Source organism: Bacteroides caecimuris, assembly GCF_001688725.2.
Lineage (GTDB): Bacteria > Bacteroidota > Bacteroidia > Bacteroidales > Bacteroidaceae > Bacteroides > Bacteroides caecimuris.
Genome location: NZ_CP015401.2, coordinates 105,722 through 130,326 on the forward strand (window position 1 = coordinate 105,722; position 24,605 = coordinate 130,326).

Consider the following 24,605-nt stretch of genomic DNA (forward strand, 5'->3'; position numbering starts at 1 on the left):
TCTAGAATTTTATGCGGCAAGTTAATCCATAGTAAAAATCCGGAGTAAAAATGGCGCTTACTCCTGTTGCGTAAGAGGTTACATACTTCCGTGAATTCGTGAAGTTGATCGCATTGAGAGCGAGCGAGACATGATCGCCTATTTCTTTGGTTATATTGATATTGGCGGAGAAATAGGGATCGTATCCATCCGCCGCGAACGTATAGGCATTGCCCGATTTGCGTATCAGGTTTGCGAATGCGGAATTCTGGGCTTCTTTTTCGGTAAAAGGGCGTATCTCATTATTGAGATCAAGGTATGCTACCGGATAAATCGCTGTATACGAATTGCCGTCATAAATACTACCTCCTGTTCCCGCATTACTATTATCACTTACGTTGAAAGCATATTCTTTACCGTTGTATTCGGACAGGTTCTGTGACCGTTTTAATAGAGAGGCCTCCAGCCGGAATGATATAATCAATCTGGCTTTGGGGATACGGGTTATTGCCGTTATATTGGCGTCCAGAGAATGAGTACGTTTGCCGTTAGCTGTTGTCGATGAATTATCTCCGTTGGCATAGATACCTACATATTGGTAGGAACGATTTGGGATACCGGTATGTGACCACCCTGTTTGATAGTAGTAAGACAACGAATTATCTATATATTTCATATAATCATAGCTGGCATCCAGTCTCAATTGTGTACGAATAGGAGTTATTTCGGGAAAATCGACAATCATTTCCACTCCCCGGCGATTGATATCCGGTCCGTTGTCCGGTGAAACGGAATTGACAAAAGTACGGTTCGTTACTTTTACGTCCATAGGTACCCACTTCTCCGATTCATTTCCGCGTATATACACCATTCCTGTTTGGTTGTTTACGTTAATTTGCGGATTGGCAGGCATGCTGAATCTGTCCGGTAATTGCAGGACATCATAAGAAAACGGAGTATAGGCATTGGTGTATTTATAAGGATTTTTAGTACGGTTGAAATAACCAACCAATGATATCTTGGTCTTTGCGATTTCGATATCGACTCCCAATTCTGCGTTTTGATTCCGTTGCCAACGCAAGTTTTTATTATGTAAGAGCACGTATGGTTGGCTGTAATAGACGTAGGATGATTCGTTATTGTTATAAGAAACACCAAAAGTTTGTATGTCACGATACTCCTGTCTGGGATAGAGAATGTAATAAGACGGCAGTTTCTCGGCAACTCCCCATCCACCACGGATTGATATATTCCGGTTCAACTGCCATTTGGCATTGAAACGTGGTGAAAACGTATTCAGGTTTTTATATTCTGTTCCACTGATGAAAATCTTTTCCCAGCGTATACCTGCCATGAGTCTTAGTGTAGTGCTTCCGAGAGGTACTGTCAGATTCTCTTCAGCATAAAGTGAAACATTATGCATATACGGATAAGCAGTGTACGGACGCGGGCGATATCCGTTAGGAGCTAATGACGGGTTTTGGTAATATTCCCCTTCTCCTATGTTACCTGTTGATTTCCACTGAATTCCTGCTATCAGATTGCTGTTCACCTTTTTAAAATGTCGGTTCCACTCGTATTTTAGGGAAGCGGCATAATCCAGTTCTTTTGAATCTATAATTTGGTCGGCGAAATACGAATAAGGCAGTTTATCGGCAAGGAAATAACCTTCCTGTTCAGCATGTACAGCCGGTTGTTCGGACGCATACGTGTAGGGAGTATGTGCGTGTGACTTATTATCATTGTAATGGAGGGATGCGTCAAATTTCAGATTGGTAATCCATGACTTGTTGAGCAACCAGCTTAATGATGTGTTTGCCCGGAACACGTTATCCCTTACTTTTGTATATTCTCCGGTATAGGCATCGGGATCATCCTTGGTGTTCATACCTCCGATGTTTCCAGTGAAACCGATATTAAATCTGAAAATGTTCCGGAATGTATTATTATAGTTTGCAGAGAATCCTCTTCGTGTGTAGGAAGTGTAGGGTGATGATAATTTCCGGGTGGCTTTTGTCCACTCGCCACTGATATTAACGGTACCTTTGTCATTTCCCAAAGCCAGTCCTTTTGAAAATGAAAACTGTTCTGTGCGGGGATTAATGGCCAATAAGATCTCCCAAGGTGTTTTACCTTTTTTTGTCCGGATATTGATCATGCCACTGTTCAAATCTCCATACTCTGCTGAAGGTACACCTGTTATGACTTCTACCGATTCTATATTTGTAACGGCAATACTGCGTGTATCTATTCCGCTCATATTACCGAAAGATGCATTATTTCCCATGCGTATACCGTCTACAGCTACTGCTGTTCCGAAAGTGGCGTTGCCAACGGTTGAACCTCCGTCTCTTAGTGAAAATACATTATTGGTAGTCAGATCCGGGACTTTCGTCTTTCCTCCCGGAAGAAGGGCGGATATGTCGCTGACGTTAGATACTTGAAGGTGTTCCAAAGCATTGCTTCCAATGATGAGAGTCGTATTCAACTCACTTTTGGGAGCTTGTGCTGTTATAACTACATCATCTAGCGCAAGGGTATTTTCTTTGAGTTGTATCGTTAGACCTTTGACGTTGCTGCGGATATCAACCCGAATTGTTGTTGTGACGTAACCGAGAAAGGAAACCTCCAGATTACATTTTCCTTCCTGAACTCCTTGTATTGTGAAATCTCCGTTCTGATTGGATACAGCCCACAAATAGGTACCTTTGATAATGATGGATGCTCCCGGTAATGGAGTGTTTGTCTTTTCTTCGGTGATACGACCAGAGATTGTATACGTACCCGGGTTGGCTGTGGCTTTAAATACAATACAAAAGAGAAGCCCAAAGAACGCTATGTTTAGTCGAAAATGTCCCATATACAAATTTTGTGCAAAGTTCCCTAAATATATAATGCAGGGCAATCGCAATAAATGACTATTTTTGGACATTTGATACCTATATGTGGTGATGGGGATTTTCGCCTGTTAATCGAAAAATGGTTTGTGATATAATAAATAGGTATATAAAAATAGTGACCGACTTGCATTACGACGATTGTCGTATAGCAAGCCGGTCACTTATTTTGTTTTATTTATATGCTTCTCTTGAAGTCTAGATGTTTTTTACTTTTATCAGATATTCGGCAATCTGAACGGCGTTCAGTGCGGCGCCTTTCTTGATCTGGTCGCCTACAATCCAGAAAGTCAGTCCGTTCTCGTTCGTCAGGTCTTTGCGGATACGTCCTACGTAAACCGGGTCTTTACCTGCCAGGAACAACGGCATCGGATATTCTTTCTCAGCAGGATTGTCCTGAAGAACCAGTCCTTCGCCATTAGCGAACGCTTCGCGGGCCTCTTCTACGGAAATCGGACGTTCTGTTTCTATCCAGATACTTTCCGAGTGGGCGCGTAATGCAGGAACACGTACACAAGTTGCACTAACCTTTACGTCAGAATGCATGATTTTACGTGTTTCATTATACATTTTCATCTCTTCTTTCGTATAACCGTTTTCTGTAAATACATCAATCTGCGGAATCAGGTTGAAAGCCAACTGATAGGCAAACTTCTCTACAGTCACAGGCTCGTTTGCCAATACCTGACGATATTGTTCGTACAATTCGTCCATAGCGGCGGCACCCGCACCACTTGCTGCCTGATAGGTAGACACGTGCACGGTTTTTATATGAGAAAGCTTTTCGATGGCTTTCAGTGCGACTACCATCTGGATAGTCGTACAGTTAGGGTTGGCAATCACGCCACGCGGACGCTCCAATGCGTCTTCAGCATTTACTTCAGGCACCACCAAAGGCACATCGGCATCCATACGGAATGCGCTGGAGTTGTCAATCATCACAGCACCATACTTGGTGATTGTTTTCTCGAACTCCTTGGATGTTCCTGCTCCGGCAGAAGTGAAAGCAATGTCTACCCCTTTAAAGTCATCGTTGTGTTGTAAGAGTTTCACCTCGATCTGTTTACCGCGGAAAGTATAAGTTGTTCCGGCACTACGTTTAGAACCGAACAAAACTAACTCGTCCAACGGGAAGTTTCTTTCATCGAGCACGCGCAGGAATTCCTGTCCCACGGCTCCGCTTACGCCAACAATAGCTACTTTCATCTTTTTCTTGTGTTAAATTGTGAATATTGAATTTCTCTCCTTATCCTGTCGAATAGAAAAGATTTGGCTGCAAAATTATAACAATTTAGCATATAAACATCGCTTTTGAGAGAAATATTTCAGTCTTTCGGTGGATTTATTTAACCTTACGTATAGTCAAGTGTGGTTGTTGGACGGAGTGTTATGTAGCGTTGTCGATGTCGGCAAGCACACGGCGGAGATCGGTCAGTAAGGGGGCAAGTTCTTCGCGAGTAATGTCAAATACCAGTTCTGTATCTACTGAAAGATACTCATGCGAGATAATATTACGCATTCCGATGATTTGCTTCCATGGGGTCGACGGGTAACGGGCAAAAAGGTTACCAGCAGTAAGGTCATCCACTTGGCGAATTGTTTCACCGATCGTTTGCAGACACATGCAGGTGGAGTTGAAAAGCACCATGCCACTCATATTGGTGAGGAAGTCATGATAAGTTTTAACGTCAGCCGTAGTTTCAAGAACAAATACAGTCTGACGTTCCACAAAGCGGAGCATATCCGCTATTTGTTCATTAGATATAGATCGCATCGCGTTCAATATTTTGCCGGAACAACTGGCGCATATTCTCGTGCAGGGTTAATAAATCTACCTTAATATGAAAAAGATGTTCAAGTTCTTCTTTGATAGCCATATAGGTGCGGAAGGTGGTTTTGTGTAACTTCACACAGATGTCAATATCGCTATCTTCTCGCTGTTCGCCCCGTGCGGCAGAGCCGAAAAGAGCAAGTTGCTCAATACCGTACTTCTCACCGGCAACACTCTTAAATTGGCGTAGCAATTCCAGAATTTCATCAGTTGTCTTCATAGGGCAATTCTCCTTTCATAGATTACTTTCTGCAAAGTTACAAAATTTCATAGAGAATAACAACGCTTTGAGAGCAATAGTTTTCATTTCTAGTATGTCAAAGAGCACAGAAAGTTGCAAGTGGTTAATTCAGTAATTTACTACTTAACTACTTACTACTTGACTACTGAATAATACGTCTGGGCATTCATTGTGATTCTGCAAACTTTTTTGTTCCTTTGCATTGAATTCCTAAAGCCACAGCCTATGAACCTGTTTGATTTTAATTTAACCTTACCGATTACCGACCCGACTTGGGTATTCTTTTTGGTATTGATTATCATTCTCTTTGCTCCGATGATCCTCGGACGTCTTCATATACCTCATATTATAGGCATGATTCTGGCGGGTGTATTGATTGGCGAACACGGTTTTCATGTACTCGACCGTGACAGTAGCTTCGAATTGTTCGGTAAAGTAGGATTATATTATATCATGTTCCTTGCCGGGCTCGAAATGGATATGGAGGACTTTAAGAAAAACCGGACGAAAAGTGTTGTGTTCGGCTGGCTCACCTTTCTGGTTCCGATGGCGTTGGGAATATGGAGTAGTATGAGTATGCTGGGCTATGGCTTTCTCACGGCGGTGTTATTGGCAAGTATGTACGCTTCCCATACTTTAATAGCCTATCCTATTATTAGCCGTTATGGATTGTCGCGTTTGCGCAGCGTCAATATAACCATTGGGGGGACGGCTGTCACCGTCACCCTTGCTTTGATTATTCTAGCCGTCATAGGTGGTATGTTTAAAGGCACTGTTGATGGTTGGTTCTGGGTGTTTCTTGTGGCAAAAGTGGCTTTTCTCGGATTCCTGATTGTATTTTTCTTTCCCCGTATCGGGCGTTGGTTCTTCCGGAAGTATGATGACAGCGTGATGCAGTTTGTGTTTGTGCTGGCAATGGTTTTCCTTGGAGGAGGGTTGATGGAATTCGTGGGAATGGAAGGAATTTTGGGCGCTTTCCTGGCAGGCTTGGTGTTGAATCGCTTGATTCCTCATGTATCTCCTTTGATGAACCGCCTGGAGTTTGTGGGAAATGCCTTGTTTATTCCTTATTTCCTGATTGGTGTCGGGATGATTATTGATGTAAGAAGCCTGTTTGCCGGAGGTGAAGCATTGAAAGTGGCTATTGTAATGACGGTGGTGGCAACCTTTAGTAAATGGTTGGCTGCCTGGATCACGCAGAAGATATACCGGATGCAGTCCAATGAACGGAGCATGATATTCGGCTTGAGTAATGCGCAGGCCGCAGCTACACTAGCAGCAGTACTGATCGGCCACGAAATTATTATGGAGAATGGAGAACGCTTGTTGAATGATGATGTATTGAACGGTACGGTAGTGATGATACTTTTCACTTGCGTCATTAGTTCTTTGGTGACCGAACGTTCGGCACGCCGTTTTGCTCTGGATGAAAATGTGCAAGCGGAAGAAGAAGCTAAACAGATAAATAAGGAACAGATCCTGATTCCGGTTGCTAATCCGGAGACGATTGAAGATTTGGTTAATCTGGCTTTGGTGATAAAGGATGCCAAGCAGAAGAATGCATTGGTGGCATTGAATGTGATAAATGACAATAACAGTTCGGAGAAAAAAGAGCTGCAGGGCAAACGTAATCTGGAGAAGGCTGCCATGATTGCTGCCGCCGCCGATGTGCCTGTCACGATGGTGAGCCGTTATGATTTGAATATTGCTTCGGGGATTATCCATACGATCAAAGAGTATGAAGCTACGGATGTTGTGATCGGTCTGCACCGGAAGGCCAATATTGTCGATTCTTTCTTCGGACATCTGGCTGAAAGCCTATTGAAAGGTACGCATCGTGAAGTGATGATTGCCAAATTCCTGATGCCGGTTAACACCCTGCGTCGAATCAATATTGCCGTTCCGCCAAAGGCTGAATATGAATCGGGTTTCTCAAAATGGGTGGAACATTTCTGCCGTATGGGAAGCATCCTCGGCTGTCGGGTGCATTTCTTTGCCAATGAGCGTACATTGATGCGCCTTCAGCAACTGGTGAAGAAAAGGCATGCGGGTACTCCGACAGAATTTTCCGTCTTGGAAGAATGGGAAGATCTCCTGTTATTGACAGGACAGGTGAATTATGACCACTTGCTGGTAGTTGTTTCTGCCCGTCGCGGGTCTATTTCTTACGATACCTCTTTTGAACGTCTGCCGGCGCAACTGGGAAAATATTTTTCTAATAATAGTTTGATTATCATCTATCCCGATCAGTTTGGAGAACCGCAGGAAATTGTGTCATTCTCCGATCCTCGCGGACATAATGAGTCTCAACATTATGAGAAAGTGGGTAAATGGTTTTATAAATGGTTAAAGAAAAACTGATGGAAAGATACGACTGGCAACAGAGAACAGCACTCCTGTTAGGAGAGGAAAAGATGGAACGCATCCGGAATGCGCACGTATTGGTTGTGGGACTGGGGGGAGTGGGGGCTTACGCCGCCGAGATGATCTGCCGCGCAGGAGTCGGATGGATGACGATTGTAGATGCTGATACAGTGCAGCCTACCAATATGAATCGTCAGTTGCCGGCCATGCATTCCACATTGGGAAAGACGAAAGCGGAAGTATTGGCTGCCCGTTATAAAGATATAAATCCGGAAATCGAGTTGACCGTTCTGCCCGTCTATCTGAAAGATGAGAATATACCGGAACTGCTGGATGCCAATCAATATGATTTTATAGTAGATGCTATTGATACGATCAGTCCGAAATGCTTTCTGATTTATGAAGCGATGAAACGTCGTATAAAGATTGTTTCCAGTATGGGGGCAGGAGCGAAGAGTGACATCACCCAGGTGCGTTTTGCTGATCTTTGGGAAACGTATCATTGCGGCTTGAGCAAGGCGGTACGGAAACGCTTGCAGAAGATGGGGATGAAACGGAAACTTCCGGTAGTGTTCAGTACGGAACAAGCTGACCCGAAAGCCGTGTTGCTGACGGATGATGAACAGAATAAGAAATCGACATGTGGAACAGTCAGTTATATGCCGGCCGTGTTTGGGTGCTATCTGGCTGAATATGTCATTAAACGATTATAAAGGCTATTATGATAAAACTAGAAGGTATAACGAAGAGTTTCGGCTCATTACAGGTGCTGAAAGGTATTGATCTGGAAATCAATAGAGGAGAAATTGTCAGTATCGTTGGACCGAGTGGTGCCGGTAAAACGACTTTGTTGCAGATCATGGGCACTCTCGATGAACCGGACGCAGGTACGGTGCAGATTGACGGAACAGTAGTAAGCCGGATGAAAGAGAAAGAACTATCTGCATTCCGTAATAAGAATATCGGTTTTGTTTTCCAGTTTCATCAACTGTTGCCGGAGTTTACGGCATTGGAAAATGTGATGATTCCCGCCTTTATTGCAGGCGTTTCTTCCAAAGAAGCAAATGACCGTGCTATGAAGATTTTGGATTTTATGGGACTGGTTGACCGGGCTTCTCATAAACCGAATGAACTGTCGGGAGGTGAGAAACAACGGGTAGCGGTAGCGCGGGCTTTGATTAACGATCCGGCAGTTATTTTGGCAGACGAACCATCCGGTAGTCTGGATACACATAATAAAGAAGATTTACATCAACTGTTCTTCAATTTGAGGGATCGTCTGGGGCAGACGTTTGTCATAGTGACGCATGACGAGGGACTTGCCAAAATCACGGACCGGACAGTCCAAATGGTGGATGGCATGATTAAAAAATCTTAATTATAGAACCTATTTTCTAAAAATATATACCAAAAAGGTAGAGCCTTGCAAGTGTTCTATCTTTTAGCTGTATATTTATAGTCGCTTCTCTACGTAAGTCTGTGAAGATGATAGTAGAGTGTTTGTTTTGTTTGTGTGTGATGCATTCTTGTCTGGTGTGATAGGAATGCATCTTTTTTATTAATTGTAACAAATGTAAGGCTCGATCCGCTCAAGATCAGCAGGAGTGAACTCCTCATAAAGAGACAATTGCTTCAGATTTTTTAAAACACCTTTCTTTTTCCGATATTCTATGATAACCTTCGCTTGATAGTAGTTTATATATGGATGGCGAATCATTCGTTCCATGCCGGCTTTGTTTAAATTGATGCGGCGTGTCTGGTCGGCATCAATAGAAAACCACGGGCGGAGTTTTTCTGCTTTTAGATGGATCTCTTGCAGCTGTTCTATTCTGCAAAAGCCTCCCAACCGTTCGCGGTAATTCACAATCATTCGGGCAATGGCGCTTCCGATTCCCGGAATCTTTTTAAGTTCGGTGGTATCCGCAGAGTTGAGGCTGACGATGGTCCCCGGGAGGTATTTCACGAGTGTGTCCTGTTGTATGTTCTGTGCGGTTAATAATCGTACCGTATCTTTTGTAATTTTGAAGTCTTTTGTGATGTGGATATAAGGACGAAGTGTCTGATACTGTTCTTCCGTTAGTCCATATATCTTCCGAAAATCCTCCGGCTGGCGGAATTTGCCTTGTTTATGGCGATAGTGCAGGATGTTTTTTATCATCCAGGACGGTAATCCGAGTGAAAGGAAAGTGGTGGAGTCCGCGGTGTTCGGATCGAATACGGCAAGTTTGATTTCCTTTTGCGGGAATGATTGAAAAGAATGACTGGAGGTGTTGTGAGGTTTTGTATCTCGCAGGGAGGAAATAAAGTCATGATATTCTTTATCGAACTTTTCATTTCCTGTGCGGTCAGTGTCTTCGGCACGAGTGAAAACGGAAAAGAGTTTAGGAGCTGCATATACTCCCAAAATAAGAACGACAAGGACGATAATGCCTTGTCGTTCGGTTTTAGTATAATATAGGAAGTCTTTCCACATCATATTATAGTTTAATCAATCCCAGCTCATTGATAAATATCAGTGAGATGGCGATTGGTGCGATATATTTTAAAATAAAGATGATAGACTTGTATACCGGTATCTTTAACGAGCCGTCATTGGTAATCTCTGACCATACAATCTTTTTATCCAGATACCATCCGGTAAAGAGGGAGATACACAGTCCGCCAAATGGTAACATGATTTTAGCTGTTACAAAGTCGAAGAGATCGAACATTCCCAATCCGAAAACGGTGAATCCTTTCATGACTCCCAATGATAATGAACAGAATATTCCGAGGAATACACAACCACCGGTGACTAACCTTGCTGCTTTTCCACGGGAAAGATTAAACTCCTCGTGAAGATAAGCGGTTACTACTTCATGTAAAGAAATGGTAGAAGTTAAAGCAGCCATCGCCAACAATGCGTAGAACATTACAGAGAATATGTATGCTAGTATGGGAAGTCCGCTAAATGCCTGTTGGAATACATTAGGTAGCGTGATAAAGATCAGACTTGGACCAGAATCCGGTTGTATGCCAACCGAAAAGGCTGCCGGGAAGATGATAAATCCGGCTAGTATTGCCACAAAAGTATCAATGATTCCTACGCTGAAAGCAGTTTTAGTCAGGTTGGTTTCTTTACTGAAATAAGAGGCGTAGGTACAAAGGCATCCCATACCCAGGCTCAAAGAGAAGAAAGCCTGTCCCATAGCACTCAAAAACACATTTCCGTCCACTTTGCTAAAGTCGGGTTTGAGCAGGAATTCAATACCTGCACCGGCTCCCGGCAGAGTGACCGAACAAACTACCAGTATGAGGATAATGATAAACAAGGTAGGCATCATGATCTTTGAAGATTTTTCAATTCCCTTTTCTACTCCTTTTACGATGATGAAATGAGTAATCAATAAAAATGCTACCAACCATACGACCGGTCTCCACGGGCTACTGGAAAATTGTTGGAAAGAAGAGATAAACTCTCCGGAGTTTTTTCCGGCAAAGCCATTGGTGGCAGCCTCAAGAATGTATTCAAGTGTCCATCCTGCTACTACTGCATAATAACTAAGTATCAGGAATCCCGCCAACACTCCCATGCGTCCTACCCAACGCCAATGCGTTCCCGGAGCTAATGTTTGATATGCTCTTGCAGTATTGGCGCTCGACCGGCGTCCTATCAGGAACTCGGCAATCATAATAGGCAATCCCAAGAGAAAGATACAACCTAAATAGATCAGTATAAAAGCAGCACCTCCATGATTCCCTGTTTCGTATGGAAACCTCCATATATTACCCAACCCAACTGCAGAGCCGGCAGAAGCGAGTATGACCCCTAATTTGCTGCCGAAGTTCGCTCTATCAATTTTTGCCATAAATCTTGTTTTATCTTACAAATCGTTATAAATATGCGATTTAAAGTGCAAATATAGAAAATGATACTTATATTTGCACGAGAATTGTAATATTATTTAGATATGCTATCTTATATTAAGAAATATCCTATCTCGCTTTTTATCATTTTGACAGTGATTTACCTGTCGTTCTTTAAACCGCCTAAGACGGATTTGAATGAAATTCCCAATTTAGACAAACTGGTTCATGTTTGTATGTATTTCGGTATGTCGGGGATGTTGTGGCTGGAGTTTTTGCGGGCACATCGCAGGGATCATGCTCCCATGTGGCATGCGTGGGTAGGGGCGTTCCTCTGTCCGGTGGTTTTCAGTGGTTGTGTGGAGTTGCTACAAGAATACTGTACTACTTACCGGGGTGGTGACTGGTTAGATTTTGCTGCCAATACAACAGGAGCGATTTTGGCTAGTTTAGCGGCCTATTATGTTGTACGACCCAAAATGAAAATACATAAGCAGTAAAAGCAACCTATGAACAACAAAGGTGAACGATAAACGGTGAATAATGGTTGATTATATCATATCCATTATTCACCGTTTATCATTTGAAATTTACCATTCCGGCTTTATAGATATTCTACCGTTGAACTAAGTTTGATTCCATTGGAACCTTTAATAAGAATGGTATATCCGTTGGGCTTATCCTCTTGCAAATCCTTTATAACTTCCTGTACATTGGCATAAGTTTTAAAAGTATGTTCACTTGCCGCAAACTGTTCTCCCACGAGCCATACTTTCTCAAAATCACTTTCTTTGATATAGTCAACGATTTTCTGGTGTTCGGCCGGGCTGTCAGCACCCAGTTCGCGCATATCTCCTAATATGAGCATCTTGTGAGGAACTGTCATATTCCGGAAGTTTTGCAAGGCAGCCATCATGCTGGTTGGGTTTGCGTTATATGCGTCAATGATAAGCGTGTTATCTTCTGTCTTTTTAAGTTGGGAACGGTTGTTCTGTGGCGTATACTCTGCCAGAGCTTTATCAATCTTCTTTGCTTCCACTCCGAAGAAACGTCCGATAGTGATTGCAGCCAGGGCATTCGGGAAATTATATTCCCCGATCAACTGTGTACAGACGTGATGGGCTTCACCGTCTTTACCGGCTTTCCATTCGAAAGCAAGATAAGGCGAATTGCCGGTAATCCGGCCGTTGACATAGAGATCATCTTCTGTTCCATAAGAAATCAGGTTCAATCCCTGTGAGATATTCATCAAATAGGTGTTATCGTGATGGATAAAGGTGGTGGCATCTTTCTTGCGGAGGAAATCATAAAGCTCTCCTTTGGTCTTGATAACTCCTTCGAAAGAACCGAATCCCTCCAGATGGGCTTTGCCCACGTTAGTGATAATACCATAATCCGGTTCGGCTATTTCGCAAAGAAACCTGATTTCTCCCGGATGGTTGGCGCCCATCTCTATGACGGCAAGGTCATGTTCCGGTTTTAACCGTAGCAGGGTAGTCGGTACACCGATGTGGTTGTTGAGATTACCTAAAGTATAAAGTACATTGTGGGCTTGGCAGAGAACGCTGGAAATTAACTCTTTGGTGGTTGTCTTCCCATTGGTGCCCGTAATGCCGATCACTCGCGTTCCGAGTTGGCGGCGATGATAGTTGGCAAGTTGCTGCATGGTTTGCAGGCAGTCGTCTACAAGTATATATCGTTGATCGCCTTCTATGGCATACTGCGCTTCATCGATAATGGCAAACGTGCATCCGGAGTCCAGCGCTAATTTGGCAAATGCATTACCGTTGAATGACTCACCTTTCAAGGCGATAAACAAAGAACCGTCCGGGCAGTTCCGGCTATCAGTAGTTACTGATTGGCAATCCAGAAAAATCTGGTAAAGAGCAGAAAGTTTCATAACCTGATCTTTTATTTAAAACGTTGCAAAGATAGGCTATTCTTTCGAATTTTCCTCATTTCCCGGGTTCTTCTATAGTTTGTAAATATACGTTTATTTCTTCTTTTTAGTACGAATACTTGCTTTTTTTATCTACATTTGTAGGCGATCTAAAAGGAATGTTGTCAATGATGAAACCTATATCTTCTATTTATATAAATGTAAAAGGGCGATTGCTCGATCTTGCTACTCCGCAGGTGATGGGAATTTTAAATGTTACTCCCGATTCTTTTTATTCCGGCAGCCGGATGTGGACTGAAGAAGACATTGCTGCCCGGGCCCGGCAGATACTTGATGAAGGTGCTTCGATAATTGATATAGGAGCTTATTCTTCACGACCGAATGCTGAACATATTTCTGCTGAAGAAGAGATGCGAAGACTGCGCACCGGTTTGGAAATTCTGAATCGCAATCATCCCGAAGCCATTATTTCCGTTGATACTTTTCGGGCTGATGTGGCGGAAGAATGTGTGAAAAAATATGGAGTGGCTATTATTAATGACATAGCTGCCGGTGAAATGGATCACCGGATGTTTCAGGCTGTAGCCGACTTGGGAGTACCTTATATAATGATGCACATGCAGGGAACTCCTCAAAATATGCAGAAAAAAACGTCTTATGATAATCTGATAAAAGATGTTTTTCTGTATTTCGCCCGTAAAGTACAGCAACTTCGCGACTTGGGAGTGAAAGATATCATTCTCGATCCGGGATTCGGATTCGGAAAGACATTGGAACATAATTATGAACTATTGGCACATCTGGAAGAGTTTCATATCTTCGAACTTCCCGTTTTAGTGGGAGTTTCGCGAAAATCAATGATTTATAAACTGTTGGGAGGAACCCCGCAAGATTCATTGAACGGGACAACCGTATTAGACACTGTTGCGTTAATGAAAGGAGCGCATATCCTGCGAGTGCATGATGTGCGTGAAGCGGTGGAAGCTGTCCGGATCACAGAGAAATTAAAAATAGAGAGCGGATATGACAAATAAGAGGAGGGTACATGTTTTTTGAGTTTGGCATAAAAGATTTTATCGATATTCTGCTGGTAGCTTTTGTTTTGTACTATACCTATAAACTGATGAAAGCTTCCGGTTCTATCAAGGTGTTCACCGGAATTTTGGTTTTTATCCTGATCTGGCTGGGGGTGACGCAAGTGTTGGAAATGAAATTGTTGGGCTCTATTTTCGATACGTTGATGAATGTGGGTGTGATTGCGTTGATTGTTCTTTTTCAGGATGAGATACGCCGTTTCCTCTTGACTTTGGGATCTCACCAGCATGTCAGCGCACTGGCCCGTCTTTTTAGCGGTTCGAAAAAAGAGTCGTTGAAGCATGACGATATCATGCCGGTGGTAATGGCGTGTTTGAATATGGGGAAGCAAAAAGTCGGTGCATTGATTATTATAGAGCATAACGTTCCTTTAGACGAAGTCGTTCGTACGGGCGAACTGATTGATGCGGCGATCAACCAACGTTTAATCGAAAATATATTCTTTAAGAATAGTCCGTTGCACGATGGCGCAATGGTAATCAGCAAAAAACGTATCAAGGCGGCAGGATGTATTCTTCCTGTATCCCATGATTTGGATATACCGAAAGAGCTTGGCTTGCGACATCGCGCAGCAATGGGAATCTCTCAACAGTCGGATGCTCATGCTATTATTGTTTCGGAAGAAACAGGCGGTATCTCCGTAGCCTATCGCGGACAATTTTACCTTCGTCTGAACGCGGAAGAATTGGAAAGTCTGCTGACAAAAGAAAACTGATTTTATAGTGATAGGCCAATGGTCAAATAATGATGGTCGTTTTATGACTATCATTATTTGACCATTGGTGTTTTATTTATTATCTTTAGGGCAATAACAATAGATATGGATAATCCTTTTGTGACTAATGGTTATATTTCTGCCAGGTATTTCTGCGATCGGGAATAAATGAAATAAAGCAAAATAGCGCCAATTGGCGCTATTTTGCTTTATTTCTAACCCTTTTTGAATGATAATTATCCCCTCCTTTTTAGGTGAATCGCCTACCTTTGCCGTATACTATTAAAATTCTATTTTTGAATAAACCATGAAAAACAAAATCATTGCTTTACTGATACTTTTTACAGTTATTCTCTTTAGTAGTGCAGAGGCGCAGACTACTGCCCGCAAGTTTGAAGTAGGCAAGAATTCTTTCTTGCTTGATGGAAAACCATTTGTGGTGAAAGCGGCAGAATTGCATTACACCCGTATCCCACAGGCTTACTGGAATCATCGCATAGAGATGTGCAAAGCATTGGGAATGAATACGATTTGCATTTATATTTTCTGGAATATCCACGAACAGGAAGAAGGAAAGTTCGACTTCTCCGGTCAGAATGATATTGCTGCTTTCTGTAAACTTGCGCAGCTACATGGAATGTATGTTATTGTCCGCCCCGGCCCGTATGTGTGTGCGGAATGGGAGATGGGAGGACTTCCCTGGTGGCTGTTAAAGAAAAAAGATGTGGCCTTGCGCACGCTTGATCCTTATTATATGGAACGGGTAGGCATTTTTATGAAAGAGGTCGGCAAACAACTGGCTCCGTTGCAAGTGGATAAAGGAGGAAACATTATCATGGTTCAGGTGGAGAACGAGTATGGCTCTTACGGAACCGATAAACCATACGTTTCTGCCGTGCGTGATTTGGTACGTGAATCCGGTTTTACCGATGTGCCTCTGTTTCAATGCGACTGGAGCAGTAACTTTACCAATAACGCACTCGACGACCTGATTTGGACTGTGAATTTCGGAACTGGGGCTAATATCGACCAGCAGTTTAAGAAACTGAAAGAGCTTCGTCCCGAAACTCCGCTGATGTGCAGTGAGTTCTGGAGCGGATGGTTCGACCACTGGGGACGGAAACATGAAACACGTCCTGCCAAAGATATGGTGCAGGGCATCAAAGATATGCTCGATCGCAACATCTCCTTCAGCCTTTACATGACTCACGGAGGAACGACTTTCGGACATTGGGGTGGTGCCAACAATCCTGCCTACTCCGCTATGTGCAGTTCTTACGACTATGATGCCCCGATCAGCGAAGCCGGATGGACGACAGAGAAATACTTTCTCCTTCGCGATCTGCTGAAAACATATCTTCCTGCCGGTGAAGCGCTGCCGGAAGTTCCTGCTGCACTGCCTGTCATTGAAGTGCCCGAATTTCATTTCACCAAAATAGCTCCGCTTTTCTCCAACTTGCCGGATGCCAAACAGTCGGTGGATATCCAGCCGATGGAACAATTCAACCAAGGGTGGGGAACGATCCTGTATCGTACCACATTGCCCGAAGCAGTAACCTCAGGCACTACATTGAAAATCACCGAAGTGCACGACTGGGCACAAATCTACGCCAATGGCAAACTGTTGGCTCGCCTCGACCGCCGCAAAGGAGAATTTACCACTACCTTGCCGGCCTTGAAGAAAGGCACACAACTGGATATTCTGGTAGAGGCAATGGGACGTGTCAACTTTGATAAGTCCATCCACGACCGGAAGGGAATCACCGAAAAGGTAGAACTCCTTTCGGGCAATCAGGCGAAAGAACTGAAAAACTGGATTGTATATAACTTCCCCGTAGACTACTCATTTATCAAGAACAAGAACTACAAGGACACGAAAATATTACCGACTATGCCCGCTTACTATCGATCATCTTTCAAACTCGATAAAGTAGGCGACACTTTCCTCGACATGAGCACATGGGGTAAAGGTATGGTATGGGTGAACGGTCATGCGATGGGGCGTTTCTGGGAAATCGGTCCGCAACAGACCCTCTTTATGCCGGGTTGCTGGCTCAAAGAAGGAGAGAATGAAATTCTCGTATTAGATTTGAAAGGTCCTGCCAAGGCTTCTATCAAAGGCTTGAAGAAACCTATTCTTGATGTGCTTCGTGAAAAAGCTCCCGAAACACACCGCAAGGATGGAGAAAAACTGAAACTGGCAGGTGAGAAAGTAATACATGAAGGTGCTTTCACTCCGGGCAACGGCTGGCAGGAAGTACGATTTGCTGCTCCGGCGAGAGGACGTTATTTCTGTTTGGAAGCCCTTTCTCCGCAAGCCAATGATAACATCGCAGCAGTGGCAGAGTTCGATGTCCTGGGAGCTGATGGCAAACCGGTATCTCGTGAGCATTGGAAGATTCGTTATGCCGATAGCGAAGAAACGCGTAGCGGCAACCGTACAGCCGATAAGGTATTCGACTTGCAGGAATCTACTTTCTGGATGACCGTGGACAATGTTCCTTATCCTCATCAATTGGTGATTGACTTGAGTAAAGTGGAAACAGTGACCGGCTTCCGCTATCTGCCCCGTGCCGAAAAAGAATATCCGGGCATGATTAAAGAATATCGGGTGTATGTGAAATCTGCTGACTTTAACTACTAAACAATTGATGTACAAGCATTGAAATGATAATAGATATGAAGAAAAATATAATCCTTTTCGCACTCCTTTTCGTAGGAGTGTTGACTGGATATTGCCAACAATCTGCTTACCTGTTCGTTTATTTCACCGGCAATCGCATGAGTGAAGAAGCCGTCAGGATGGCTGTTAGTCTCGACGGATATAATTATAAAGCCTTGAATGGAAATCAACCGGTACTTGATTCCCGTGTGATTAGTTCAACAGGCGGAGTGCGCGATCCTCATATTTTACGTTGTGAAGATGGGAAGACATTTTATATGGTAGTTACAGACATGGTATCTGCCAATGGATGGAGTTCTAATCGCGCCATGGTATTGCTGAAATCGAAAGACCTTGTACACTGGACTTCCAATATCGTAAATATCCAGAAGAAATATCCCGATCAGGAAAACCTGAAACGTGTGTGGGCGCCACAAACGATTTATGACAAGGAAGCCGGAAAATACATGATCTATTGGTCCATGCAACATGGCAATGGTCCGGACATCATTTATTATGCTTATGCTAACAAGGATTTTACCGATATAGAAGGAGAACCGAAACCACTGTTTCTTCCGAAAAACGAAAAGTCATGTATTGACGGCGACATCATTTATAAAGACAGGCTTTATCACTTGTTCTATAAAACGGAAGGGAATGGAAATGGCATTAAGAAGGCTACTACTTCCTCTCTGACCTCCGGACAGTGGACGGAATCAGATGACTATAAGCAGCAGACGAAGGATGCAGTAGAGGGTGCGGGCATCTTTCCATTGATTGGCTCGGATAAGTATATCTTGATGTATGATGTGTATATGAAAGGCAAATACCAGTTTACGGAAAGTGCTGATTTAGAACACTTCAAAGTGATTGATCATGCCGTTAGTATGGATTTCCATCCACGCCACGGTACTGTTATTCCGATTACTCAAAAAGAATTGCAACGCCTTTTCAAGGCGTATGGTAAACCGGAAGGTTTCTGATCTAAAGGAGGAAGATCAAAATCCATCTAAATTAGAAATCATCCTCGCCACAGTTTCTTGTCGCGAAGATGATTTCGTTGAAAGGAAATTTGGACACCTCTCATCTACAAATTCAATGAATTTCAAGCGGGTAGTCTTCATTTCCAGATAAATACATTCATTCTTTCGTCTTTTTTTGAGTTATTAAGATAAGGTGGATTCACTAGTGTAATCCAGGAAAATAGTATACGATATTGGAAAAAGTGTATATTTTACTCTTGTTTACTTGTTTCTTATGTATTTTTAAGTGTAAAACAACCAATTATAGCTTGAAATATATCAGTTAGAATAATGAAAATCTTAACTTTGCGATTGATAATCTTAATGCAATAGATACCATGAGAAAATTATTCCTGTTTTTAGTTGTTTTGTTTTTGTCGTTTCAGCAAGTCACTTTAGCTGCCATCAAAGAAATGACGAGTACCCCCGATTCGGTTTATCTCTTTTCCTTCGCTACTTCCGGAGACGACGGACGCAGCGGACTTCGTTTTGCCTGGAGCATGGATAAAGAAAACTGGTTTGAAGTCGGCCGGAACTACGGATATCTCCGGTGTGATTACAGTCGCTGGGGAGCACAGAAGAAGATGCTCGATCCTTATTTGAAACATTCGCCAGCGGGCGAATGGATATGTACTTGGAAATTGAATGATCGTGATGGATACGGTCAGTCCACTTCTAAAGACTTGATAAACTGGACCAGCCAGAAATATCCCCGTACTACTTCCGATTTTGACGGAACAAGAGTGAAAGCCGTAGTTGCCGGAGAGGAGCATAAAGGAACTATCAACCGGGTAGCGTGGACTTTGGTAGATGGATTAAATAAGAATTATGACTGGAATCAATATCGGAACTCATTGTATGGAGAACGTCCGGTGCAGGATGGAGAACGTTTTACCGGTTTGAAGCCTGTAAAAGCAACGGTCACCGTACAGCCCGAACGTGCCAAAGCCATCAGCGATGTCTTGTTGGGTGCTTTTTTTGAAGATATTAATTATTCGGCAGACGGAGGACTCTATGCAGAGCTGATCCAGAACCGTGATTTCGAATACGACCCTTCAGACAGGGAAGGGGATAAGAACTGGAATAGTACTCATTCCTGGACACTGAAAGGAGATAAAACCACTTTTGCCATTAACACTACCGATCCTATTCATGCCAATAATCCACATTATGCCGTATTGAATGTAGAACGACCGGGAGCCACGTTAGAAAATACGGGCTTTGATGGTATCGCGCTGAATGTCGGAGAGAAATATGATTTTTCCATATTTGCGAGGGTTCCGCAGGGTAAATCAAATAAATTGCAAGTTCGTTTGGTAGATGGAGAAGGAAATATATGTGGAGAGACTTCTCTGACTGTATCTTCCCGCCAATGGAAAACGTATAAAACAGTGATTACTGCCAAAGCCACCGCAGATACTCGCCTTGAAATCATTCCCCAATCTGCTGGAGAGTTGAATCTGGATATGATTTCCCTGTTTCCGCAGCATACATTTAAAGGACGTAAGAACGGACTCCGCAAGGATCTGGCTCAAGTGTTAGCTGACATTCATCCCCGTTTCATCCGTTTTCCCGGTGGCTGTGTGGCTCATGGTGATGGTCTGAAGAATATCTATCAATGGAAAAACACGGTCGGTCCGTTAGAAGCAAGAAAGGCTCAACGCAACCTTTGGGGATATCATCAAAGCATGGGACTGGGATATTTTGAATATTTTCAATTCTGCGAAGATATTGGTGCGGAACCGCTTCCGGTATTGGCTGCTGGTGTTCCTTGCCAGAACTCTGCCTGTCACGGTGACTTGAGAGGCGGACAGCAAGGCGGTATCCCAATGAGCGAAATGGGGGCTTATATTCAGGATATTCTTGATCTGATAGAATGGGCAAACGGCGACGCTAAGAAGACAAAGTGGGGAAAGGTACGTGCCGAAGCAGGCCATCCGAAACCTTTCAACCTGAAATACATTGGTATCGGAAATGAAGATCTCATCACCGATATCTTCGAAGAACGTTTTACAATGATATTTAATGCCATCAAGGAAAAATATCCGGAAATAATCGTTGTAGGTACAGTAGGACCGTTCAATGAAGGAACAGACTACGTAGAAGGATGGAAACTGGCCGACAAACTGGGTGTGCCGATGGTGGACGAACATTATTATCAGACTCCGGGATGGTTCCTGAACAATCAGGATTTCTACGATAAATACGACCGTTCGAAAAAGACAAAAGTATATCTGGGCGAATATGCGACTCATATCCCGGGACGAAAAGCGAATATCGAAACTGCACTGACGGAAGCTCTTTATCTTGCTACCCTGGAACGCAATGGAGACGTTGTACACATGACTTCTTATGCTCCTCTTCTCGCCAAAGAAGGACATACCCAATGGAATCCGGATTTGATTTACTTCAATAACCGGGAAGTGAAACCTACCACCGGATATTATGTGCAGAAACTCTACGGACAGAATGCCGGAAACGAATATTTGCCGTCGAAAATCACTTTGGATAATAAAGACGATAAAGTGCAGAAACGTTTTGCTTCTTCCATTGTCCGTGATTCGGCTAGTGGAGATGTAATTGTGAAGTTGGTCAACTTACTTCCTGTAGAGGTGAATACCCATGTCGACCTTTCCGGAATCGGTGTGATACAGCCTTCTGCAAAGAGAACCGTACTGACCGGCAAACCGGCAGATACTCCGCTACCTGTTGAGGATACGGTGGAAGTGGCAGAACAGTTTGATTGCCAATTGCCTGCCTACTCTTTTACGGTGATCCGGATAAAAAAGGCAAATGAGAAATAACAGGAAATAAATGAAAAACATAATAACATGAATAATATGAAGAAGATAATAAGCGCTCTGCTGGCTGGTTGCTGTCTGACTTCGCTGACGGCACAAGACGTGGTCGTGAAAGGACCGGATGAAAAACTGCAATTGGTTGTCTTTACTTCCCCTGCCGAAAAGCCAAGTTATTCCATTACCTATAATGGGAAAACCATGCTGGAGAAATCACCTTTGGGTATGAACACGAATATCGGTGACTTTGCTAAAGGAATGAAACTGACAGGGCATACGGTCACCCCGATTGATACTGTCTACCATCAGGATCGTATTAAAACCTCACAAGTGCATTATCAGGCAAACGAGCTGAACTGTCATTTTGAGAATCCGAAAGGACAGAAAATAGACGTTGTCTTTCGTGTCGGCAACAATGATGTAGCTTTCCGTTATACTCTGCCGCGTCAGGATGGAAAAGGAAGTGTAACGGTGACTGCCGAAGAAACCGGTTTTCGTTTCCCGCAACAGACTACTACTTTCTTGTGTCCGCAAAGCGATGCCATGATAGGATGGAAACGCACAAAACCCAGTTATGAGGAAGAATACAAGGCAGATGCTCCGATGAGTGACCGTTCCCAGTACAGGCATGGTTACACATTCCCTTGCCTGTTCCGTATCGGTGACGATGGTTGGGTGCTGGTCAGCGAGACAGGAGTGGACAGTCGATATTGCGGCTCACGTTTAAGCGATGTGAGCGAAGATAATCTGTATACGATTGCTTTCCCGATGGCAGAAGAAAATAACGGCAACGGAACGGTTGCTCCGGCATTTGCCTTGCCGGGAGCTACTCCCTGGCGTACTATCACTGTCGGCGAGACTTTGAAACCGATTGTGGAAACAACTGTTGCGTGGGATGTCGTGCGTCCTCTTTATGAAACAAAATATGACTACCGTTTCGGACGCGGCACATGGAGCTGGATTCTTTGGCAGGATGGTAGTATCAACTATGACGATCAGGTGCGATATATTGATTTTGCTGCGGCAATGGGATATGAGTATGCGTTGATTGATAACTGGTGGGATACGAACATCGGTCGCGACCGCATGAAGTCTTTGGTAGAATACGCACGTAGTAAAGGCGTGGAACTCTTCTTATGGTATAGCTCTTCCGGTTATTGGAATGATATTGAGCAAGGACCGGTTAATCGCATGGACAACGCCATTATTCGCAAACGGGAGATGAAATGGTTGCAGAGTCTCGGAGTAAAAGGCATTAAAGTTGATTTCTTTGGTGGCGACAAGCAAGAAACGATGCGCCTGTATGAAGATATCTTGAGTGATGCCGACGATCACGGCCTGATGGTGATCTTCCACGGTTGTACAATCCCTCGCGGATGGGAACGCATGTATCCGAATTATGTTGGTAGTGAAGCCGTACTGGCATCCGAGAATATGATATTCAACCAACATTTCTGCGATGAAGAAGCCTTCAATGCTTGCCTACATCCGTTTATCCGCAATACGGTGGGTAGCATGGAATTCGGCGGCTGTTTCCTGAACAAGCGACTGAACCGCAACAATGACGGAGGAACTACGCGTCGCACTACTGATATATTCCAACTGGCCACTACCGTATTATTCCAGAATCCGGTACAAAACTTTGCGCTTGCTCCCAACAACCTGAAAGATGTTTCTCCTGTTTGTATGGACTATATGAAAGCAGTTCCTACCACTTGGGACGAAACACGCTTCATTGATGGATATCCTGGGAAATATGTCGTGTTGGCACGTCGTCACAATGATACTTGGTATCTGGCTGCTGTGAATGCAGGAAAAGAAACGTTGAAGTTGAAACTGGATTTAGAGATGTTTGCCGGAAAAACAGTTTCTCTGTATAAGGATGATAAAAAAGGAGCACCACAGCTAGTGCCGTTGAAAGTAAAAGAGAACGGTAAAGTACAGCTGGAGATTCTTCCGCAGGGAGGTGCTGTATTGGTAAACAAATAGATGATATCTCTACCGTTTGTTGTGGATCATGTGGCAATGATTGTTCGGTAAAAGTTTGATAGAATCAATATTTATAGCATAATTTATGTAGCACTTTTTATGCTACACAAATTGTGCTATGAATAATTGCTTGAATATAAACAATATAGACTGCTCCCTCTATTCTTTGAATGAAATCATATTTGAGAAATGTTTCGTGGATATAATTCATTCAGTTGTAGTTGCAGACATTGCCTTACGCTGGTATACTAAAATAATCATATTCAAGAAAAGACCCTTCACCTTTCACAATGCCCTGTTCATCGGCATTGGCGGGTGAAGGGCTGGCTTTCACCTTCCTTTCACCTTTCTACCCTGGCTTTTACAGCTTGTCTAATCTGCTAAATCTTTTATCTATAGCTGGCAGGAGAAGTATTAATAGATAGCTTCCAGACTATTATAAGAAAACTTCTTTTCTATAAGGGATAAACTTCTTTTGTATAGGACCCAAACTTTTTTTGCATTATAAGAAAACTATAAATGCAAGCTTTGATTATATAAATGAAACTTTTATTTATATAATTGCAAGTTCTGTTTTTATAAACGCAACTTGCAATTATAGATTGCATTTAATGAAAAGTAAGTTTGCATACTGGTAATAAGAAGTTTACCTATAATCAAAAGAAAGTTTGTTATTAATGAAAGAGAGGGCAGTTATTAATGAATAAGGAAGCAGGTCAGGTATGTCTTCAGAAGCATAGATAGAGAAGTGCCATATAGGATTAGGAAACCGATGGGTGAAAGACGGGTGAAAGTACAGCCTTCACCCGCTAATGCCGATGAACAGGGCATTGTGAAAGGTGAAGGCTGTATCTGTAAAACTGAATAGGAAGAGTTTGGAATGTAAACGTTTCATGTTTTGAGGTATTGGTCGCACGTTATATTGCAAAGATAGTTGGATCAGAAAATCATTCTACGTCTGTCATTGTATTGATGCCATATTTACTGCCACGATTTCAATGTTTGAGAATATAGGAACTACTCCTCTTCTTGGAATATTCCCTGATTCATTGACTAAGTTACCGGTTATTTGCTTGCATATGTTCAGAAATTTTGCGAATATTGCATATAGGTTGTGCATATGATATTTGTTTATTAAAAGAATGATTACCTTTAATTTGTTAAATATCAACAATATACACAATTTATTATACATAAATCTTTTATCAATTTAATTCCGCTAACGGGTGATAATTCTCTCATTGAATAGATAAAGGTATTTATATT

General features: G+C 43.0%; 17 protein-coding genes and 1 pseudogene. 10 read left to right on the forward strand and 8 right to left on the reverse strand.

Annotation, left to right across the window (positions count from 1 at the left end; genetic code table 11):
- Position 1 precedes the first annotated feature (1 nt).
- From A4V03_RS00355 to A4V03_RS00370, 4 genes are all read right to left on the reverse strand, one after another.
- Positions 2-2,839 (reverse strand): TonB-dependent receptor, encoded by a 2,838-nt coding sequence (locus tag A4V03_RS00355; RefSeq protein WP_065537514.1) that lies wholly within the window; start codon positions 2,837-2,839, stop codon positions 2-4.
- 235 nt (positions 2,840-3,074) lie between these two features.
- Complete coding sequence (locus A4V03_RS00360; RefSeq protein ID WP_024987622.1) at positions 3,075-4,082, reverse strand: aspartate-semialdehyde dehydrogenase; 1,008 nt, start codon at positions 4,080-4,082, stop codon at positions 3,075-3,077.
- A 181-nt stretch (positions 4,083-4,263) separates the two neighbouring features.
- Complete coding sequence (locus tag A4V03_RS00365) at positions 4,264-4,650, reverse strand: HepT-like ribonuclease domain-containing protein (protein ID WP_065537515.1); 387 nt, start codon at positions 4,648-4,650, stop codon at positions 4,264-4,266.
- Positions 4,634-4,927 (reverse strand): nucleotidyltransferase family protein, encoded by a 294-nt coding sequence (locus A4V03_RS00370; protein WP_009039799.1) that lies wholly within the window; start codon positions 4,925-4,927, stop codon positions 4,634-4,636. The genes A4V03_RS00365 and A4V03_RS00370 overlap by 17 nt, the downstream gene beginning before the upstream one ends.
- 246 nt (positions 4,928-5,173) lie before the next feature.
- Here A4V03_RS00370 and A4V03_RS00375 point away from each other — a divergent pair, with 246 nt between their 5' ends.
- From A4V03_RS00375 to A4V03_RS00385, 3 genes are read left to right on the forward strand one after another with little or no spacing between them, the layout of a single operon-like run.
- Positions 5,174-7,309, forward strand: coding sequence for a cation:proton antiporter domain-containing protein (locus tag A4V03_RS00375; RefSeq protein ID WP_065537516.1), 2,136 nt, complete (start codon positions 5,174-5,176; stop codon positions 7,307-7,309).
- Entirely contained in the window at positions 7,291-8,025 is a 735-nt protein-coding gene (locus A4V03_RS00380) for a tRNA threonylcarbamoyladenosine dehydratase (RefSeq protein WP_089280772.1), read from the forward strand. Before A4V03_RS00375 ends, A4V03_RS00380 begins: the two co-directional genes overlap by 19 nt.
- Positions 8,026-8,033: 8 nt before the next feature.
- Entirely contained in the window at positions 8,034-8,690 is a 657-nt protein-coding gene (locus A4V03_RS00385) for an ABC transporter ATP-binding protein (protein ID WP_065537518.1), read from the forward strand.
- A 180-nt stretch (positions 8,691-8,870) separates the two neighbouring features.
- Here A4V03_RS00385 and A4V03_RS00390 read toward each other — a convergent pair whose 3' ends face one another.
- Positions 8,871-9,785: a helix-hairpin-helix domain-containing protein gene (locus A4V03_RS00390; protein WP_065540213.1), complete on the reverse strand. Its 915-nt coding sequence runs from the start codon at positions 9,783-9,785 to the stop codon at positions 8,871-8,873.
- 4 nt (positions 9,786-9,789) lie between these two features.
- Positions 9,790-11,160 (reverse strand): sodium-dependent transporter, encoded by a 1,371-nt coding sequence (locus A4V03_RS00395; RefSeq protein ID WP_065537519.1) that lies wholly within the window; start codon positions 11,158-11,160, stop codon positions 9,790-9,792.
- A 102-nt stretch (positions 11,161-11,262) separates the two neighbouring features.
- Between A4V03_RS00395 and A4V03_RS00400 the strand changes: the two genes are divergently transcribed.
- Positions 11,263-11,658, forward strand: a complete 396-nt coding sequence (locus tag A4V03_RS00400; RefSeq protein WP_065537520.1) for a VanZ family protein — start codon at positions 11,263-11,265, stop codon at positions 11,656-11,658.
- Positions 11,659-11,762: 104 nt separating this feature from the next.
- Here A4V03_RS00400 and A4V03_RS00405 read toward each other — a convergent pair whose 3' ends face one another.
- Positions 11,763-13,058 carry a UDP-N-acetylmuramoyl-tripeptide--D-alanyl-D-alanine ligase gene (locus A4V03_RS00405; protein WP_065537521.1) on the reverse strand — a complete coding sequence of 432 codons (1,296 nt, stop codon included), beginning with the start codon at positions 13,056-13,058 and terminating at the stop codon, positions 11,763-11,765.
- A 167-nt stretch (positions 13,059-13,225) separates the two neighbouring features.
- On the opposite strand from A4V03_RS00405, the gene folP reads away from it, so the two are divergent.
- The 6 genes from folP (at position 13,226) to A4V03_RS00435 (ending at position 23,339) form a co-directional block, all read left to right on the forward strand.
- Entirely contained in the window at positions 13,226-14,092 is an 867-nt protein-coding gene (gene folP, locus A4V03_RS00410) for a dihydropteroate synthase (protein WP_084081087.1), read from the forward strand.
- Positions 14,093-14,103: 11 nt separating this feature from the next.
- A complete protein-coding gene (cdaA, locus tag A4V03_RS00415) occupies positions 14,104-14,868 on the forward strand; it encodes a diadenylate cyclase CdaA (protein WP_065537522.1) in 765 nt (254 codons plus the stop codon).
- A gap of 307 nt (positions 14,869-15,175) precedes the next feature.
- Positions 15,176-17,512, forward strand: a complete 2,337-nt coding sequence (locus A4V03_RS00420) for a beta-galactosidase (protein WP_065537523.1) — start codon at positions 15,176-15,178, stop codon at positions 17,510-17,512.
- Between the two features lie 23 nt (positions 17,513-17,535).
- Entirely contained in the window at positions 17,536-18,513 is a 978-nt protein-coding gene (locus A4V03_RS00425) for a glycoside hydrolase family 43 protein (RefSeq protein WP_065537524.1), read from the forward strand.
- A gap of 377 nt (positions 18,514-18,890) precedes the next feature.
- Positions 18,891-21,356 (forward strand): alpha-L-arabinofuranosidase C-terminal domain-containing protein, encoded by a 2,466-nt coding sequence (locus A4V03_RS00430; RefSeq protein WP_065537525.1) that lies wholly within the window; start codon positions 18,891-18,893, stop codon positions 21,354-21,356.
- 36 nt (positions 21,357-21,392) lie between these two features.
- Positions 21,393-23,339 (forward strand): glycoside hydrolase family 97 protein, encoded by a 1,947-nt coding sequence (locus tag A4V03_RS00435; RefSeq protein WP_065540215.1) that lies wholly within the window; start codon positions 21,393-21,395, stop codon positions 23,337-23,339.
- Positions 23,340-24,309: 970 nt separating this feature from the next.
- On the opposite strand, the pseudogene A4V03_RS20575 reads toward A4V03_RS00435, so the two are convergent.
- Positions 24,310-24,534 (reverse strand): annotated as a pseudogene (locus tag A4V03_RS20575) (IS982 family transposase); the annotation flags it as partial.
- Positions 24,535-24,605 lie beyond the last annotated feature (71 nt).

What these genes read in the sequence shown, in the direction of transcription:
- cdaA (WP_065537522.1), top strand. Translation starts at nt 14,104, where the DNA reads ATGTTTTTTGAGTTTGGCATAAAAGATTTTATCGATATTCTGCTGGTA.
- A4V03_RS00355 (WP_065537514.1), bottom strand. Translation starts at nt 2,839, where the DNA reads ATGGGACATTTTCGACTAAACATAGCGTTCTTTGGGCTTCTCTTTTGT.
- A4V03_RS00430 (WP_065537525.1), top strand. Translation starts at nt 18,891, where the DNA reads ATGAGAAAATTATTCCTGTTTTTAGTTGTTTTGTTTTTGTCGTTTCAG.
- A4V03_RS00420 (WP_065537523.1), top strand. Translation starts at nt 15,176, where the DNA reads ATGAAAAACAAAATCATTGCTTTACTGATACTTTTTACAGTTATTCTC.
- A4V03_RS00385 (WP_065537518.1), top strand. Translation starts at nt 8,034, where the DNA reads ATGATAAAACTAGAAGGTATAACGAAGAGTTTCGGCTCATTACAGGTG.
- A4V03_RS00365 (WP_065537515.1), bottom strand. Translation starts at nt 4,650, where the DNA reads ATGCGATCTATATCTAATGAACAAATAGCGGATATGCTCCGCTTTGTG.
- A4V03_RS00405 (WP_065537521.1), bottom strand. Translation starts at nt 13,058, where the DNA reads ATGAAACTTTCTGCTCTTTACCAGATTTTTCTGGATTGCCAATCAGTA.
- A4V03_RS00400 (WP_065537520.1), top strand. Translation starts at nt 11,263, where the DNA reads ATGCTATCTTATATTAAGAAATATCCTATCTCGCTTTTTATCATTTTG.
- folP (WP_084081087.1), top strand. Translation starts at nt 13,226, where the DNA reads ATGATGAAACCTATATCTTCTATTTATATAAATGTAAAAGGGCGATTG.
- A4V03_RS00375 (WP_065537516.1), top strand. Translation starts at nt 5,174, where the DNA reads ATGAACCTGTTTGATTTTAATTTAACCTTACCGATTACCGACCCGACT.
- A4V03_RS00435 (WP_065540215.1), top strand. Translation starts at nt 21,393, where the DNA reads ATGAAGAAGATAATAAGCGCTCTGCTGGCTGGTTGCTGTCTGACTTCG.
- A4V03_RS00360 (WP_024987622.1), bottom strand. Translation starts at nt 4,082, where the DNA reads ATGAAAGTAGCTATTGTTGGCGTAAGCGGAGCCGTGGGACAGGAATTC.
- A4V03_RS00390 (WP_065540213.1), bottom strand. Translation starts at nt 9,785, where the DNA reads ATGTGGAAAGACTTCCTATATTATACTAAAACCGAACGACAAGGCATT.
- A4V03_RS00395 (WP_065537519.1), bottom strand. Translation starts at nt 11,160, where the DNA reads ATGGCAAAAATTGATAGAGCGAACTTCGGCAGCAAATTAGGGGTCATA.
- A4V03_RS00425 (WP_065537524.1), top strand. Translation starts at nt 17,536, where the DNA reads ATGATAATAGATATGAAGAAAAATATAATCCTTTTCGCACTCCTTTTC.
- A4V03_RS00380 (WP_089280772.1), top strand. Translation starts at nt 7,291, where the DNA reads ATGGTTAAAGAAAAACTGATGGAAAGATACGACTGGCAACAGAGAACA.
- A4V03_RS00370 (WP_009039799.1), bottom strand. Translation starts at nt 4,927, where the DNA reads ATGAAGACAACTGATGAAATTCTGGAATTGCTACGCCAATTTAAGAGT.